Origin of the sequence: Gracilibacillus pellucidus, from assembly GCF_033949965.1 — a bacterium.
Lineage (GTDB): Bacteria > Bacillota > Bacilli > Bacillales > Amphibacillaceae > Gracilibacillus > Gracilibacillus pellucidus.
The window spans coordinates 249,174-263,743 of record NZ_JAWZSR010000002.1 but is presented as its reverse complement, the minus strand read 5'-3'; the positions used below and the strand labels follow the sequence as shown (position 1 = coordinate 263,743).

General features: G+C 35.6%; 15 protein-coding genes and 1 pseudogene. 13 read left to right on the top strand and 3 right to left on the bottom strand.

Features of this window, described 5'->3' with window-relative positions; all coding sequences use genetic code 11:
- The first annotated feature begins 36 nt into the window (after positions 1-36).
- Complete coding sequence (locus SH601_RS04630; RefSeq protein WP_319957082.1) at positions 37-456, top strand: universal stress protein; 420 nt, start codon at positions 37-39, stop codon at positions 454-456.
- 155 nt (positions 457-611) lie between these two features.
- Here SH601_RS04630 and SH601_RS04625 read toward each other — a convergent pair whose 3' ends face one another.
- Positions 612-1,148 (bottom strand): YcxB family protein, encoded by a 537-nt coding sequence (locus tag SH601_RS04625; protein WP_319957081.1) that lies wholly within the window; start codon positions 1,146-1,148, stop codon positions 612-614.
- A gap of 844 nt (positions 1,149-1,992) precedes the next feature.
- Here SH601_RS04625 and SH601_RS04620 point away from each other — a divergent pair.
- The 4 genes from SH601_RS04620 to SH601_RS04605 all read left to right on the top strand — a co-directional run bounded on the left by SH601_RS04620 (position 1,993) and on the right by SH601_RS04605 (position 7,403).
- Complete coding sequence (locus SH601_RS04620; protein WP_319957080.1) at positions 1,993-3,351, top strand: YjiH family protein; 1,359 nt, start codon at positions 1,993-1,995, stop codon at positions 3,349-3,351.
- 88 nt (positions 3,352-3,439) lie between these two features.
- Positions 3,440-4,627, top strand: a complete 1,188-nt coding sequence (locus SH601_RS04615; protein WP_319957079.1) for an aminotransferase-like domain-containing protein — start codon at positions 3,440-3,442, stop codon at positions 4,625-4,627.
- 19 nt (positions 4,628-4,646) lie between these two features.
- On the top strand, positions 4,647-5,159 hold the full coding sequence (locus SH601_RS04610) for an acyl-CoA thioesterase (protein WP_319957078.1): 513 nt from the start codon (positions 4,647-4,649) through the stop codon (positions 5,157-5,159).
- Positions 5,160-5,336: 177 nt separating this feature from the next.
- Complete coding sequence (locus tag SH601_RS04605; RefSeq protein WP_319957077.1) at positions 5,337-7,403, top strand: methyl-accepting chemotaxis protein; 2,067 nt, start codon at positions 5,337-5,339, stop codon at positions 7,401-7,403.
- Positions 7,404-7,741: 338 nt separating this feature from the next.
- Here the strand turns inward: SH601_RS04605 and SH601_RS04600 are convergent, their stop codons facing one another.
- Positions 7,742-8,908 carry a DUF4317 domain-containing protein gene (locus SH601_RS04600; RefSeq protein ID WP_319957076.1) on the bottom strand — a complete coding sequence of 389 codons (1,167 nt, stop codon included), beginning with the start codon at positions 8,906-8,908 and terminating at the stop codon, positions 7,742-7,744.
- Positions 8,909-9,054: 146 nt separating this feature from the next.
- On the opposite strand from SH601_RS04600, the gene SH601_RS04595 reads away from it, so the two are divergent.
- From SH601_RS04595 to SH601_RS04560, 8 genes and pseudogenes are all read left to right on the top strand, one after another.
- Entirely contained in the window at positions 9,055-9,402 is a 348-nt protein-coding gene (locus tag SH601_RS04595; protein ID WP_319957075.1) for a hypothetical protein, read from the top strand.
- Positions 9,403-9,827: 425 nt separating this feature from the next.
- Positions 9,828-10,085 (top strand): hypothetical protein, encoded by a 258-nt coding sequence (locus SH601_RS04590; RefSeq protein WP_319957074.1) that lies wholly within the window; start codon positions 9,828-9,830, stop codon positions 10,083-10,085.
- A 38-nt stretch (positions 10,086-10,123) separates the two neighbouring features.
- Entirely contained in the window at positions 10,124-10,312 is a 189-nt protein-coding gene (locus SH601_RS04585; protein WP_319957073.1) for a hypothetical protein, read from the top strand.
- A 34-nt stretch (positions 10,313-10,346) separates the two neighbouring features.
- Positions 10,347-10,935 (top strand): annotated as a pseudogene (locus tag SH601_RS04580) (DJ-1/PfpI family protein).
- An 88-nt stretch (positions 10,936-11,023) separates the two neighbouring features.
- Complete coding sequence (locus SH601_RS04575) at positions 11,024-11,542, top strand: GNAT family N-acetyltransferase (RefSeq protein ID WP_319957072.1); 519 nt, start codon at positions 11,024-11,026, stop codon at positions 11,540-11,542.
- Complete coding sequence (locus SH601_RS04570; RefSeq protein WP_319957071.1) at positions 11,533-12,039, top strand: GNAT family N-acetyltransferase; 507 nt, start codon at positions 11,533-11,535, stop codon at positions 12,037-12,039. The genes SH601_RS04575 and SH601_RS04570 overlap by 10 nt, the downstream gene beginning before the upstream one ends.
- Before the next feature lie 21 nt (positions 12,040-12,060).
- On the top strand, positions 12,061-12,552 hold the full coding sequence (locus SH601_RS04565; RefSeq protein WP_319957070.1) for a hypothetical protein: 492 nt from the start codon (positions 12,061-12,063) through the stop codon (positions 12,550-12,552).
- A 151-nt stretch (positions 12,553-12,703) separates the two neighbouring features.
- A complete protein-coding gene (locus SH601_RS04560) occupies positions 12,704-13,816 on the top strand; it encodes a GGDEF domain-containing protein (protein WP_319957069.1) in 1,113 nt (370 codons plus the stop codon).
- 9 nt (positions 13,817-13,825) lie between these two features.
- On the opposite strand, the gene SH601_RS04555 is transcribed toward SH601_RS04560, so the two are convergent.
- On the bottom strand, positions 13,826-14,539 hold the full coding sequence (locus tag SH601_RS04555) for a DUF421 domain-containing protein (protein WP_319957068.1): 714 nt from the start codon (positions 14,537-14,539) through the stop codon (positions 13,826-13,828).
- Between the last annotated feature and the right edge of the window lie 31 nt (positions 14,540-14,570).

Genomic DNA, 14,570 nt, shown 5'->3' with positions numbered 1-14,570 from the left:
ATAGAGTTATCTTCTATTTTGATTGGAGGGGTTATTATGTATCATAAAATCTTAATTGCATCGGATGGTTCGGAGCATTCCCGAAAAGCTGCTGAGCGTGCGGTTTTTATTGCTAGTTCCAGTATAGGAGCTGAATTAGAAATTGTATATGTTGTAGATGAAGATGAAGTGAGGGCGGAAGTATTAAATAACTGGAGTGCTGCTGATGTAAAGAATATACGAGAAAACCAGCTAATGGACATAGAAAGCTTAGTAAAGAAAGCTAATATTGACTATCAAGTGAAGATTCTACACGGTGATCCTGGCCCTGTTATTGTAAAATATGCAAATGAAAATCAATTTGACTTAGTCGTGATAGGGAGTAGCGGTCTGAATAAATTTCAAGAATTTGTTTTAGGAAGTGTAAGTCAGAAAGTAGCTAAACGCTCAAATTCTTCGGTACTTATCGCTAAATAAAAATCAACGTGTAGAAGACATTTCGATGGTGGCATTACTAGGTGTGTCGTTAGCAGAAAAATTTGAAATATTTTGTGATATGTTTGGTGCAGCAGCTAAAAAGTTAGATCTACAACCTTAACAAGTAGCTGGGTTTTGTCCCAGCCTCTTCTTTCCTATTTTCGCATTAACTTTACTCTGGAAATGTTTTGATTGACGATTTTTTTAAAAACCTTTAGGTCATCGTTAGAAACGAAAAACCTTTTAGGTATAATGATAGCTTTTCTTCGAGAGACATATAGACGAAACAAATCTTCACTCTCATAATATTTTATTATGTAGCGCCATTCAATAAAATTATGCATCCGCTCCGTAACTTGTTGTCTTATACCTTCATCGTCTATTATGTACTTAATTTCGTTTTTAGAAATTAAATCACTATTAAATTCTCGTCGTCCCAATAGACGAAGCAGTAGATTTAATAAGAAAGAAAATATTAATGCGACTAGAGTGGCAACGATGGTAACAATAGGAACTATAATAATGTAAGCACCATCACTTATTATGTTATAGCAAAAATATACTGTAAAGAAAAAGACAAAGCAAAAGTAAAATAGAACTGGTTTTCTTAGATGATATGTAAGATGTTTTTTGTAGTCATTAAAAGTTAGAGAACCTGTTAAATGAACCCTTTCTGTTTCTTTATTCCCCATATACAAGACCCCCTTAAGAATGTATATTAACATTTTTTTGAGTTTTTTAAAATAAATTGTTCGACGATTATTTTTTCTGAAAAGCAGGATATTCTTTTTGAAAATACTTAGAACTGCTGAAGCAAGAATATCCTCTTTTTTAGTTTTCTAACTTTTGTTAAAAAGTGACGATATTTCTAGCAGCATATACTTTTCCAGGAAACTGTTTAGCTAATAGCTTGTAAATCATCTTGCCTACTTTTCCATATCTTCCAATAACAATAATGGCGTCTTTCATGACTCTGTACCTACTTTAAAACAGATAAAACCTGTGAAAAACAACGATTGAAAATAAGAGGATATCTGTCTGTGTGAATGAAGTTTGGTGTAGTATATCTGTTAATCCCCTCTCATCGATTGGAAATATTCGTTTTACGATACTTTCTTGAAATTGTATTGCTTCTGTATTGGTTCCGCCGTGTTTGGTTAAATGTTGTCTCCACGTTCGAAAATAGTTTTGATCTTGATTGACCATCGTACTTAAAAAAACATGGTGCACCAGGTTTAAGAGATTGGGAAAGGCATTGGACAAAACTCGCTCTCGACTGCTTCTCTTGAATAAAATGGAAATCGAGCATACAAATAATGGCATCAAAAGTGTCTGTGAAGTTTTAATCTTCAAGATAACCTTGAATGGATTGCATAAATATACGATTTGATGATATATTATAACTTGCTCGTTTTATTACGATGTAAACAGTCCTACTTGAAGATTTAAACGTTACTAAAGACTCTAAGTAGGAGAAAAGCGGACATTAAATATCTTAATAGATTTCGCTAACAATGACAAAATGGAGAGAACATCATGAATGAAGAAATAAATAAATTTACAGCAAGTCAATATATGAAATTTTGGTTACCGTCATTAATTGGAGTACTGTTATTCCTTGTTCCCGTTCCGATAGGAGATAAGGTAACGATTGGATTAGGTGTGTTCGCAGATGGCTTGCAGCACCTTCTAGCAAGTTATATTCCATTAATTGTGACGGTAATATTATGTATAACAGCAATAGGTAGTTTACTCGCAAAATGGACAAACGTACCATTTGTTAACAGGGTTCCTTTTTTACATGATTTATTTCATGTTTCGGCGTTATGGATCATACTTCGTGTTGTAGGAGCAGTGTTTGCGGTGATGACATTGAATGAAATTGGTCCTGAGTTTATTTGGTCAATGGCAACAGGTGGAACGATGCTATATGACTTAATTCCGGTATTGATGGTGTGGTTCTTTTTCGCCTCTCTTTTTATGCCTCTCTTATTACAATTCGGCCTAATGGACTTTATCGGTACGGTTGTCCGTAAAATTATGCACCCATTATTCAAGTTGCCTGGCCGTTCATCAATTGATGCACTAGCATCTTGGATGGGGAGCGGAACAGTAGGTGTGTTATTAACAACACAACAATATGAATCGGGTTATTATACGAAAAGAGAAGCTGCGGTTGTTGCAACGAATTTTTCGATCGCTTCGATTGCGTTTAGTTTAGTTATATCACGCTTTTTAGATATTGATCACATGTTTGTTCCATTTTACTTAACTGTCATCGTTGCAGGTATCGTTGCTGCAATGATTGTACCGCGGATTCCACCGTTGTCACTAAAAAAGGACACATACTATGAAGCAACAGGTAAGCAAATAGATGAAGTAGTGCCTGAAGGGGTATCTAGTTTTAAATGGGGAGTACAAAAAGCAGTAGAAAAAGCATCACAAGTGAAAAGTTATCGCAGTGTGATAAAAAGTGGTGTGATAAATGTATTAGATATCTGGTTTGCCTTAATTCCATTAGTGATGGCACTTGGAACCATTGCATTGATTATTGCAGAAACGACACCAATTTTTAATTATTTATCGTATCCATTTATTCCATTCCTGCAATTATTACAAATTCCAGAGGCAGAAGCAGCTGCACCAGCAATGATTGTTGGGTTTGCGGATATGTTTTTACCTGCAGTAATAGGTAGTGGGATTGAATCAGAGTTGACTCGTTTTGTGATTGGAGTAATGTCGTTAGCCCAGTTAATTTATATGTCGGAAATTGGTGTTCTGTTATTAAAATCAAAAATTCCCATTTCGTTTTTCCAGTTGTTTATTATCTTTTTACAAAGAACGATTATAACGCTACCGATAGCTGCCTTAATCGCCCATTTTTTATTTAGTTAATGAAAAGCATTGGTGTTTACCAGTGCTTTTTAATGTACAATGAAAGCTTGAAAGACTATGTTAACCGCTAAAAAGGAGCCTGGTCATCATGAAAATTGATTCATTTTATTCCAATAATATTAAAAATGCGTTAAGGAATGATCCACCTGGAGAATGGATGCCAACGATTCCAGAAAACTGCATTAAACTTAGTTCAGGATTTCTAGCGCCTGATCTTGTGCCGTCGAAGGAAATAAAGGAATCAGTAGCACAACTGCTGGATGAGGAGCAGGACTTACCGCTTCACTATGTAGGTACGCCTAAAATCGATCAATTAAAACAGCAAATTCAAACTAGATTGATTGAACGTGGCATGGATGTAGAGGAAGATGAGCTGCTTGTTACGGCTGGTGCATGTCAGGCGATTGACTTGATTGCACGAATTTTGATTGATGAACAAACAGTTGTAGCAGTAGAAGCACCAACATACATGGAAGCGTTAGAGATATTCCGTAATTATACGAACCAGTTTATTAGTATCCCAATGGATGAATATGGCATGCAGACAGAAGTGTTAGAACATAGATTAGTAGAAAGAAAGGAACAAGGATTACCATTACCAAAACTTATATATACGATTCCAACCTTTCATAATCCAACTGGTACAACGTTGTCAATGGAGCGACGAAAACATCTGTTAGAGCTTGCCTCTACATTTGATTTTCTCGTTTTAGAGGATGATGCATATGGAGAATTATATTTTGATAAATCACTGGCAACACTAAATGCGATGGACCAAGAGAATCGGGTGCTTTATGTAGGGTCATTGTCGAAAGTAGTAGCACCAGGATTGCGAATCGGTTGGGTTAAAGCGACAAATGAAATCATCTCGACTTTGTATTGGTTTAAAAAGGATTTAGATCATCCATTTGCTCAAGCGATTATGGCGACATATTTGGAAAATCATCCATTTGGGAGTAGACTAGATATAATAAGAGCTTCCTATAAGAAAAGAGCTAATACTATCTTATCTGCCTTAGAAACGTATCTGTCATCATCTGTTTCTTGGTATATTCCTGATGGTGGTTACTTTGTATGGGTGAAAATCGATGGGGTGGATACAGGTGAACTGTTACAGCAAGCTCTTAAAGAAGGAGTATCTTTCTTACCTGGTAAGTACTTTTTCTTACAAGAAGAAGACGGAAAGGAATGGCTCCGACTTTCGTTTAGTTACCATAACTTGGATGAATTGAAGCAAGGTGTGAAAAAATTAGCGCAAGTACTGGAGAAATTTTAATAGAAAAAAAGGTGATCTGATGAAAGATAAGTATATTAAAGAGACACGAGCAGTCAAAGTAAGTCATGTGCTACCACTTGATACGAATAATCATGGCACACTTTTTGGTGGGAAGTTAATGAGCTATATTGATGATATTGCCGCTATTTCTGCGATGCGCCATGCGAGAAGCCTTGTCGTAACAGCTTCGACCGATTCAGTTGATTTTTTAGCACCTATTCGTGTCGGCTCAGCGGTTTGTTTAGAGTCCTTTGTTACATGGACAGGTACAAGTTCTATGGAGATTTTTGTGAAAGTACTGGCAGAAGACTTATTAACGGGTGAGAGAACGATTGCGGCTACTGCTTTTCAAACATTTGTGGCAGTTGACGAACAAGGTAAACCAATCCCTGTGCCAAATGTAGTTCCAGAAACAGAAGAAGAAAAATATTTACACGAGACAGCAAAAGAGCGTGTAGAAGCGAGAAAGCGTCGACGAAAATCTAGCAAAGAATTAGCGAAAGTGATGGAAAAAAATAAGCCGTGGGAATAGAACAGTATTTATTAGTGTAAACGTCTAGATAACAGTAAGCGGGAGTTGTAAAGCTCCCGCTTCTTATATTGCTCGTCAAAAGAGTCGGAATTATAAGAAAAATAAAAACTATTGATTTTTTCCAGATTACTCCGATATTAACCCTACAAGGAAATAGCAAATAGGGGGTAGTATCAAGTGAAATCAATTAAATCAAAAATGATTCTAGTCTACACGGCTTTAATTTTAGTTATTACGATAGGGCTAGGTGGAATAGCAATCTATAACACCATTTCCACAATCGATTCTGATACAGAAAAAGGTTTGGTAAGTGCTGCGAAAGAAGCGTCCAAATTAGTTGCAGCTAATCTAGACAGAGAAAAGCTGTATATGGAAGCTATGGCCGAAAATCAGTTATTTACAAATGATACGGGAAAAAGTGAAATAGAGAGATTCGTTGAAGAAAAAATCGAGGAAAAAAGTTATTTATCCATTGCTTACGCTGATAATAATGGTCATGCAACTTACTATGGTACAGATGAAACGAAGAACATTAGTGACAAGACTTACTTTCAAGAAGCGTTGGAAGGTAACACACTTGTTTCTGATATACAAGTAGATGAGAGTAACGAAGAAAAAGGTGCCTACTTTGTTTTTGCGGCGCCTGTTATGAGTGATGGGACAGTTACTGGTGTTTTACTAGGAGAAAAGCCAACCGCGATGCTCAATCAATATATAACAGAAGTAGAGTATAAAGGATTGGACTCGATTAGAGGCTTTATTGTAGGACTAAATGGAGATTATCAAGCACACCCAGAAAGTTTCATAACAGAAGAACAACATAATATATTAGAATTGGATAAAGTAGATTTCAATCTTGAAAAAGATGCAAACGGTAATGATATATCGGAAAAAGATCAATCACCTGATGAAGTGATAGACCTTTATAGGCAAGAAATTTCAAAAGGAGAGTCAGGCTATGGTGAACATTCTTTTGGAGGAATAGATACACTTGTTAGTTTCGCACCAATAGAAGGTAAAGATTGGATGTTAGCGCTAGAACTAGATAAGTCTGAAATTTATGGTTTCCTAAATAGACTAATGGTTATTTTAGCAGTCAGTACAATCTTATTCATTATTATTGGTATCATTGTTACTTATTATGGTAGTAGGTCATTAACTAAACCAATTCAACATATTACTTCTAGTATTGATCAATTATCTAATTATGATTTAACTAAGGAAGTAGAAGAAGAGTTATTACTCTACGAAAACCGACGAGATGAGATTGGAACAATGGCAAAAGCATTATCTCGTATGCGAACAAATTTTGTCGATTTAATACAGTCTACAGGTGGTCTAGCGGAGCATGTGTCTGCGTCATCGGAAGAATTATCAGCTACGACCCAGCAAGCATCAGCTACAGCAAATGAGGTAGCAACAACGATTAATGAAATTTCCACTGGTGCTAGTGAACAGGCTAACGATACGGAACAAGGATTGGAACATGTTCAACAATTAGGAGATTTAATTCAGAAAAATCAAGATTATGTTGCATCATTTGCTCAATCAACTAATAATGTGAATCAGTTAAAAGAAGCAGGTCTTGAAAGCTTGAACGATTTAATTCAAAAAACAGAGCATAATACAAAATCTATTGCAGACATCAAAGATAATATTGTTACAACGAATGAAAGTGTCGATAAAATTGCAACGGCAAGTCAAATGATTAAAAGTATTTCTGAACAAACCAATTTATTAGCACTAAATGCGGCTATTGAAGCGTCTAGAGCTGGTGAGGCTGGACAAGGATTTGCTGTTGTAGCAGATGAAGTTAGAAAATTGGCCGAGCAATCCAATCAATTTACTGAAGAAATTGTCGGGATAATTGAGGAATTAACCACGAAGACAGAAAATACGGTAAAAACAATGGAGTTAGTAGATCAGAATACAAGCTCTCAAGAACAGAGCCTCGGTAGAACAAGTGATCAGTTTACAGGGATTGCTTCTGCTATTGAAGAAATGCAAGCAACACTAGAGCATATCGTTAAATCTGGAGAGAGTATGGAAGAGAAGAAACAACAAATAGTGAATCTGATCGAGAACTTGTCTGCTATATCAGAAGAAAATGCAGCTAGTACGGATCAAGCATCTACTTCTGTTGAAGAGCAGAAAAATGCAATGAATGAAATTGCCACGGCAAGTGATGAATTAGCTCGTCTGACGGAAGAAATGCAGGCAAGCATAGCTAAGTTTAACTTGTGATCAAATGAATTAAAACAGGATCATCAGTGAAGAGGATGGGGTATAACTAATGAAAAAAAGTTATTTACATGGATATCATATTCGATGTAAACATGTTTCTTTAGCCCTATCCTCTAAAAATATATCCTTTTATCACGCTGCAAACGTCCGTAAAACCCCCACATCAAGATTCGAGTTAAAACAAAGAAGCTAAGTGGGGGATAAACGGACGCTAACTCCCTGATAAGTCTCCCTTTAGTTAAATAAAAATACCTTGTCTTCTATGCAATTGTTCCTATAGAAGATAAGGTATTTGAGAAAGGGAGACTTATCAGGACATTTATATCATTATAAACCAATTATTTAAAAGCTTCTGGAATCATCGTGAAGCCATCCACGACAGTATCTTCTTCTACTTCAATCATTAAATATCGTCTTCCGTCTAATGTTACCTGTCTGACATGTCGTAAGTCTTCTGGGCTAACAGCGATGTTCGCTACTTTTGTATTAATCTTGATTGATTTTTTGTCATATTTAGGCACAATATTGCGCGCTTTTAATTCGTACCCCGTATCATCAATCACATTTTTAAAGGCTTCTTCCATTTTTTCTGTATTAATATCTTCTATCCCACTGGACTTCAATACTTGTTCCACATCTTTGTAATCGAGTGTTGGTGCTTCATCTTCCTCATTATCTTCTGTTATTCGATGAATTTCCTCATACACATTCGCGAGTGTAGAGGATGACATCTCATGTCCGACAGCATCTCGAACGACTTCTTCAAAAACAATTTTATCTTCTTTTGCAGTCATCGTTTCTTCTGCATTTAAGACATTTTCAACAAAATATTCATCAGGCTCATTGGCCTTTCCAGCAGCATAAAGGACATGGTTCACATTCTGATAGTTATCTGTCACGCATGGGAATAAAAAGCCGCCAATTGGTGCTGTTAGATTGATGACTGGATCTACGACTACATTATATTTAAAGGCTTTTTCTACATAATCAAAGTGTAATTCTTTTTTCGGATCCTGTGTTTTATTAATGCTACAAAGAATGAAGGAGTGAGAATAGACAGAATCGTGTGCATGCTCCTCTGTTTCTTCATTACTACGCTTCATCGGTTTTACATATTCCCCACGAATAAAGGTGACGACAATGTCCATTTCATATTGTCTTTCTTGTAGCATTTTCTCGACGATTTCTAGCATCTGATCGCGCCAATCTTCACTTTCCGCTGCTAATAGCCCTTTGTGAAGAATGAGTTGTGTTGGGTTATCTACATCTGTTCGAAACTTTAATTCAAACAATTTTTCATCTAATTGTCCTGTTAATACTTTCTTGAAATTAGCCATAAATAATTCTTTTTCATCCTCATCAAGCATGTCAAAGAACTGACTTTGTGCATGATAGATATCACTAGATTCTTTCATGACATAGACATTAAAAATTTCTTTAATCTTCATGGAATCATTATTTATTTTGAATTGTTTACGAATATTTGCAATGTCTTTTTTGTTCATTTCGGTAGCTCCTTATATCGATTCTTCCTACACTTCACTATATCATGTTTTGCAGATTAACTTGAAATAGTTTATGAAACTTATTGTTTTATTGTGGTAAAATAAAAAGGAATTTAATCAAATAAATATAAAAGAGGAGTAGAACAATGACTTATTTCTTGAGTTTTGTTTTGTCTGTTGTACTTACATCATTATCTTATTTTCTAGGAAGTGAGATTGTTCGAAATGGTATAGCTATTTGGCAAGCTATGGTGATTGGCTTTACCGTTGTATCTTTAGGTGCATTGACTGAAGCTTTTCATGCACCAATATGGCTCATTGTATTAATGCCATTCCCAGTAGGTATGCTTCTATTATACATCTTTTTACAAAAAACTTTTCTTACATGGCTTCTGACATATATCACGATATTAGCACTCTACACTGTTATCCACATCTCTGTAAGTTATTTCTTTCAGTTTCATTCATTGATTCCAGCTTGGAAGTTATCATAATTAACCTAGTATAGGAGAGTTATATGAAATGAAAATTAAGAAGGAACTATTTAAAAAAATTAAGTTCATGGACAAAGCGAAATGCAAGACCAATAGAAGCAGCAAGGTGGGGATATCTTTTTGAAAGCGCCCCTCTTGATAACGTTATCACTTACTTATCCGCTTTTCATAATGATGACGGTGGCTTTGGTCATGGTATTGAATTAGATTTTTGGACGCCAGCTTCTTCACCAATGGCGACATGGGCAGCAGGTCAAATTTTAATGGAAGTTGGAGCAGAAGGAAAAATTGTACAGTCGATGCTTGCATATTTGACAAAAACCTGCAATGAAAGTACGGGTATGTGAGATTCTGTTTTACCTGAAAACAATCAATATTCTCACGCGCCGTAGTGGCATTGGAAAGAAGGAGTTCAGGATAACTGGATGTTTAATCCAAGTACCGAGATAGCAGCTTTTCTTATTCATTGGTCCCCAAACAACAGTGAAGCTGCACAGTTAGGGTTGGCTGTGGTTGATAAGGCAATCGCACATTTAATGGAAAGTGATAAAATGGACAGCCATGAATGTAAGAATTTTCAACAATTACTAAAAGTTCTCGAAAAACATGACGATGATCGCTTATTCAATGATATTAAAGGAAAAAAATACACCACTCGACTGGATACAACCCACTCCCGCTAGATTTTATTGATAGTCGTGATTATTACCTTTAGGAAAAAATGGGTGACTTAGTTGAACAGAATCTGCGCTTTTATCTGGAACAAATGACTGAGGATGGCATTTGGAATATTCCTTGGGAATGTGGAAGTTATTCTGAAGCGTTTGCTGTTACTAGAAGGTATTGGACAGGTGTACTGTTAATTGATAGATATAAGATAGTGAAATTATCTGAGATATTAATTGACTAGGAACGAAAATAAAATCAGAAGGGCGATGGGCTGGATGAATTCTTGGAGAATAGGCATATTTCTATTTAATGATGTGGAAGTGTTAGATTTTGCAGGACCATTTGAAGTTTTTTCTATTACAACATTAGAAGACGGTAATAAACCATTTAAGGTGGAGACAGTATCTCAAAATGGTGAGTTAATAAGCGCACGTAATGGCTTAAAAGTACAACCCGGTTATAGCTTTGCAAATATGCCATTATTCGATATTTTGGTTATCCCTGGTGGCTTTGGAGCAAGAGAACGAGAAATAAACAATGATGTAGTAATTAACTGGATTGCCAGTGAGATGCAAAACGTTCAATTAATGACTTCTGTATGTACTGGTTCCTTCCTACTAGCTAAGGCAGGGCTATTAAAAGGGAAAAGAGCGACAACTCATTGAGCAAGTATCGAGGTTTCCGATCAGAGTTTCCTGAGACAGATGTGATAGGAGGTGTGAAGTTTGTTGATGAGCGGAATATTTTTACATCTGGTGGAATATCAGCAGGGATTAATATGTCATTTCATATTATAAAAAATTATTAGGCTCTGAGGTGGCTAATAAAACAGCTAAAAGGATGGAATATGATATTGTTATCTAGCTATTAAAAATGATAATTAGGAGAGAGTCCAAAAGAAATATAAGAAACCGATACAATTAAAACATGTTCATGTAGGAGGAGAAAACAAGTGAATATCATCATAGCAAAACCAAAGGAAGAACATGCAGAGGCGATAGCTGACATCTGCTCTACAGGTTGGAAACAGACGGTAGACGGAAAGTTAAGCGAAGAATATCAGACGAAAAATAGTGCCTTTTGGTACAATCTTGAACGGGTGAAAAATGATATTAAACAAGGAAGTTATTCTTATGTAGCAATACATCATGCAAAAGTCATTGGAGTTATTGGGGGAGACATAACTAAACCTCACACAGGTGAAGTGTTTATGCTCTATATGGATGAAAATTATCGATATAAAGGTGTAGGTAGGCAATTGCTTGACGCATTGACGAAAAAGCAAATAGAAGAGGGAGCAACAGAACAATGGGTTTCCGTACAAGAAGATAATGATAGGGGAATTCCTTTTTATGAAGCTCGTGGGTTTATATATAGAAAGAAAAAAATCACAATGACCGAGACGGGGGAAGAACAAGTATCTTTCAGGTATGTTAGAAAGGTAGAAGGAGGAGAGTCCCTATGGAAATAAGGCAACTACATAAAGCAGATGCGGATCATTATTATGTGTTAAGGTTAGAGGCATTACAAGAAAGTCCGCAATCATTTGCAGCAAGTTATGAAGAGGAAAAAATGCAAACAGTAGAAAAATATCAAAATAGATTAGCAACTACTGAGAACGCTGTATCATTCGGAGCCTTTATAGATGATCATTTAGTTGGAATGGTTACGTTGATCAAAGAGAAACCACAAAATTTACGCCACCGTGCCAGTCTAGTTGCAATGTATGTAAAGCCTGAAGCGCGCAGGCAAGGTATTGCACAGGCGCTAGTCACAACCGTGATCGAGCAAGCTAGGCAAATGAGCGAAGTTGAACAACTTTATTTATCTGTTGTAACAAGTAATGAGCCTGCGAAAAGGTTATATCAATCACTTGGTTTTGCAGTGTTTGGGACGGAGAAAAGAGCATTGAAAATAGATAATGTGTATTATGATGAGGAACACATGGTACTTTTTTTAGAGGATTAAAAAAGAAAGAAGGTTTGCACCGTGATAAATAATATTGATTTTGATGCGAATAAGGAAGCGCCTTATTTCCAAGTGAGTACGGAGCAAAGAATTAGGTGGGGAATGGAAAGGTTAAGTGTATCGCTAATTCAACAAATTGTAGCGGATACATTCGGTGAAGAAGATGCTATACATGTCACATTTCTATCAGAATATATAACAAATAAACGATATTCTACTAAAACAAACATAGGAAAAATCATTAAGATAAGAAATTGGAAAGAAACAGTTGTGAAAGATAAAACAATTGGTGAAAGTGCTATATATGCAACAGTGAAAAATATTAATCGTCATGATGTGAGTCGGTATTGTTCAGCTGTTTATTTAGGGCATCGTGAAGCGTATATTGCTTTTTATTTAGATGATATTTTGTTATATGTGAGTTCAGATGTGATCGATATTATTGCTACTAACGTACAAAAAATAGCTAGGTTAAAACAAATGTATGTGGACTATGATGTTATGTATTGCTAGGACATAGTCGTCTAACATCATGCGTAATTATTTTGTTCGTTTTATATAGATTAATGTTGATAAAATTAAAAATATTCAAATAAATGGGTGGATAGTCCTAATTATTGGTGTATAATAGAGGTGATTGTTTTAGAATAAAGGTGGGGAATGAATGGGAAATATGAGGCTTACTAAAGTCAATCATAAAGAGTGGACGAGGAGAATTATTTATATTTATTGTTTAATGGTAGTAGTTGCTTTCATTGGTCAATTTATTGGTTTAATAACAACGTTGTATTATTATCCAGATAATGTCGCTGAATTCGCTTTGACAAAATTATTTTTCCCTACTTTCTTGCAGTCTATCTTATTATTAGTCGTTTATTACTTAGTTAATAAGAAGCAAATATATAACGAAACATTTATTGCGGCTACTGGAACATTAGTTGCTTTTATCACGATTGTACACCATCCAGATATTCCAGGCTTACAGACTCTTTTCATCATAGCGATGGTAGTAACGTTAATTTACTTTGATGAAAGGATTTTGCTTGTTAGTTTTTTTATTAATTTAATAGCTTTAACATTATTGTATGGATTTCCTTTTATTCGAATATCTAGTAGTATTTATCACCACTTCTCATACCACCTTGTTTTAATTGGTGGTTATGTTGCATGTCGGATTATTTTAGAAAGAGGTAATGAGGTATTTAGCTTCTTACAAAAAGCATCAGAAAATGAAAAAGAGCTGATTGTTAAAAGTGCGATGATGGAACGCTTGTCGAAGGTTGATGCATTGACAGGGCTCTATAACCACAAAACATTCCATGAATATTTAGATTTTCTCTATGATCAAAGTATTACACAACATATGCCATTACAGCTCGCGCTAGTTGATATTGATAATTTTAAACAAATCAATGATCGATATGGCCACACTAATGGTGATATCGTCTTAAAAAGAGTAGCAACTACTATTACGAATCAGATGACAGAGGATGATGTAGCAGCGAGATATGGTGGTGAAGAGTTTGCTATACTGCTTACTAATAAGACCTTTAAAGAGTCTTTATTAGTGATGGAAAATCTCCGTCAATATATTGAGAGTCAGGAGCATGATGAATTAGCAGAGAATATTACCGTAAGCATCGGCTTGAAAGAATTAAAAGGTGATATAAAGAAAGAAAATTTCTTCCAAAAAGCAGATGAATTATTATATAAAGCGAAAAGCGATGGTAAAAATCAAGTGAGTTATGAAGCAGAAGAGCCACATTTAGTTGGATAACCAATGTTTTTAATGTTTCAAGGGTGGAGTGTCCACGTATTGATCGTCATATCTAGACAGATGCAATTCATTCAACATATTAATCGAAGCGAAGAATACCTCCTGTTGATTCGTAACACCTTTTTTCTTTAGCTCTTGTAGCAACCATTCTTCACTTAAGTTTCTAGCGTTCAACATTTTTGAATTAATCGTACCTTCCATAATTACGGGAAAGGTTAAGGTGGATAGTGGTTGCTTGGTTTCTAGCTGATCTGAGGTGACAGGTTGTTTGTCTGGCTTTTTTAACACGCTTAATGTACCGTTCGCTTCGATAATCGCTATTTCTACTTCACGTATATCAAAAGCATCTTTATCTCTTAATAATTGTAAAAGATTATCAATAGAGAAACCTGTGTCTTTTAAATTTTGATGTAGTATCGTTCCATCATAGATAACAACAGTCGGTTCAAAAGTCAGTAGTTTCCCTGCTCTTCGATTCGCTATTTTTACATAAGAGACAAGTTTCTGCAGTATTCCAATAAGGATGACTGCTACAATAGTTGGAAAATGGTTGATGTTAGGGTCTGCAATATCGGCACCAACGACAGAAGCTAACGTAATAATGACGAGAAAGTCAAAGACAGGCAGTTCTCCAATAGCTCTCTTACCCATGAAAATAGTAATGATCAACATAATCGGTAATATCGTAACCACTCTTGCGAAGACAATTAACAGATCATCCATCGTTTCTCCTCCTTTTTTGATGTAGTATTTT

Excerpts from the sequence above, each read along its gene's own strand:
- SH601_RS04630 (WP_319957082.1), top strand. The coding sequence starts at position 37 with ATGTATCATAAAATCTTAATTGCATCGGATGGTTCGGAGCATTCCCGA.
- SH601_RS04625 (WP_319957081.1), bottom strand. The coding sequence starts at position 1,148 with ATGGGGAATAAAGAAACAGAAAGGGTTCATTTAACAGGTTCTCTAACT.
- SH601_RS04620 (WP_319957080.1), top strand. The coding sequence starts at position 1,993 with ATGAATGAAGAAATAAATAAATTTACAGCAAGTCAATATATGAAATTT.
- SH601_RS04615 (WP_319957079.1), top strand. The coding sequence starts at position 3,440 with ATGAAAATTGATTCATTTTATTCCAATAATATTAAAAATGCGTTAAGG.
- SH601_RS04610 (WP_319957078.1), top strand. The coding sequence starts at position 4,647 with ATGAAAGATAAGTATATTAAAGAGACACGAGCAGTCAAAGTAAGTCAT.
- SH601_RS04600 (WP_319957076.1), bottom strand. The coding sequence starts at position 8,908 with ATGAACAAAAAAGACATTGCAAATATTCGTAAACAATTCAAAATAAAT.
- SH601_RS04595 (WP_319957075.1), top strand. The coding sequence starts at position 9,055 with ATGACTTATTTCTTGAGTTTTGTTTTGTCTGTTGTACTTACATCATTA.
- SH601_RS04590 (WP_319957074.1), top strand. The coding sequence starts at position 9,828 with ATGTTTAATCCAAGTACCGAGATAGCAGCTTTTCTTATTCATTGGTCC.
- SH601_RS04585 (WP_319957073.1), top strand. The coding sequence starts at position 10,124 with ATGGGTGACTTAGTTGAACAGAATCTGCGCTTTTATCTGGAACAAATG.
- SH601_RS04570 (WP_319957071.1), top strand. The coding sequence starts at position 11,533 with ATGGAAATAAGGCAACTACATAAAGCAGATGCGGATCATTATTATGTG.
- SH601_RS04560 (WP_319957069.1), top strand. The coding sequence starts at position 12,704 with ATGGGAAATATGAGGCTTACTAAAGTCAATCATAAAGAGTGGACGAGG.
- SH601_RS04555 (WP_319957068.1), bottom strand. The coding sequence starts at position 14,539 with ATGGATGATCTGTTAATTGTCTTCGCAAGAGTGGTTACGATATTACCG.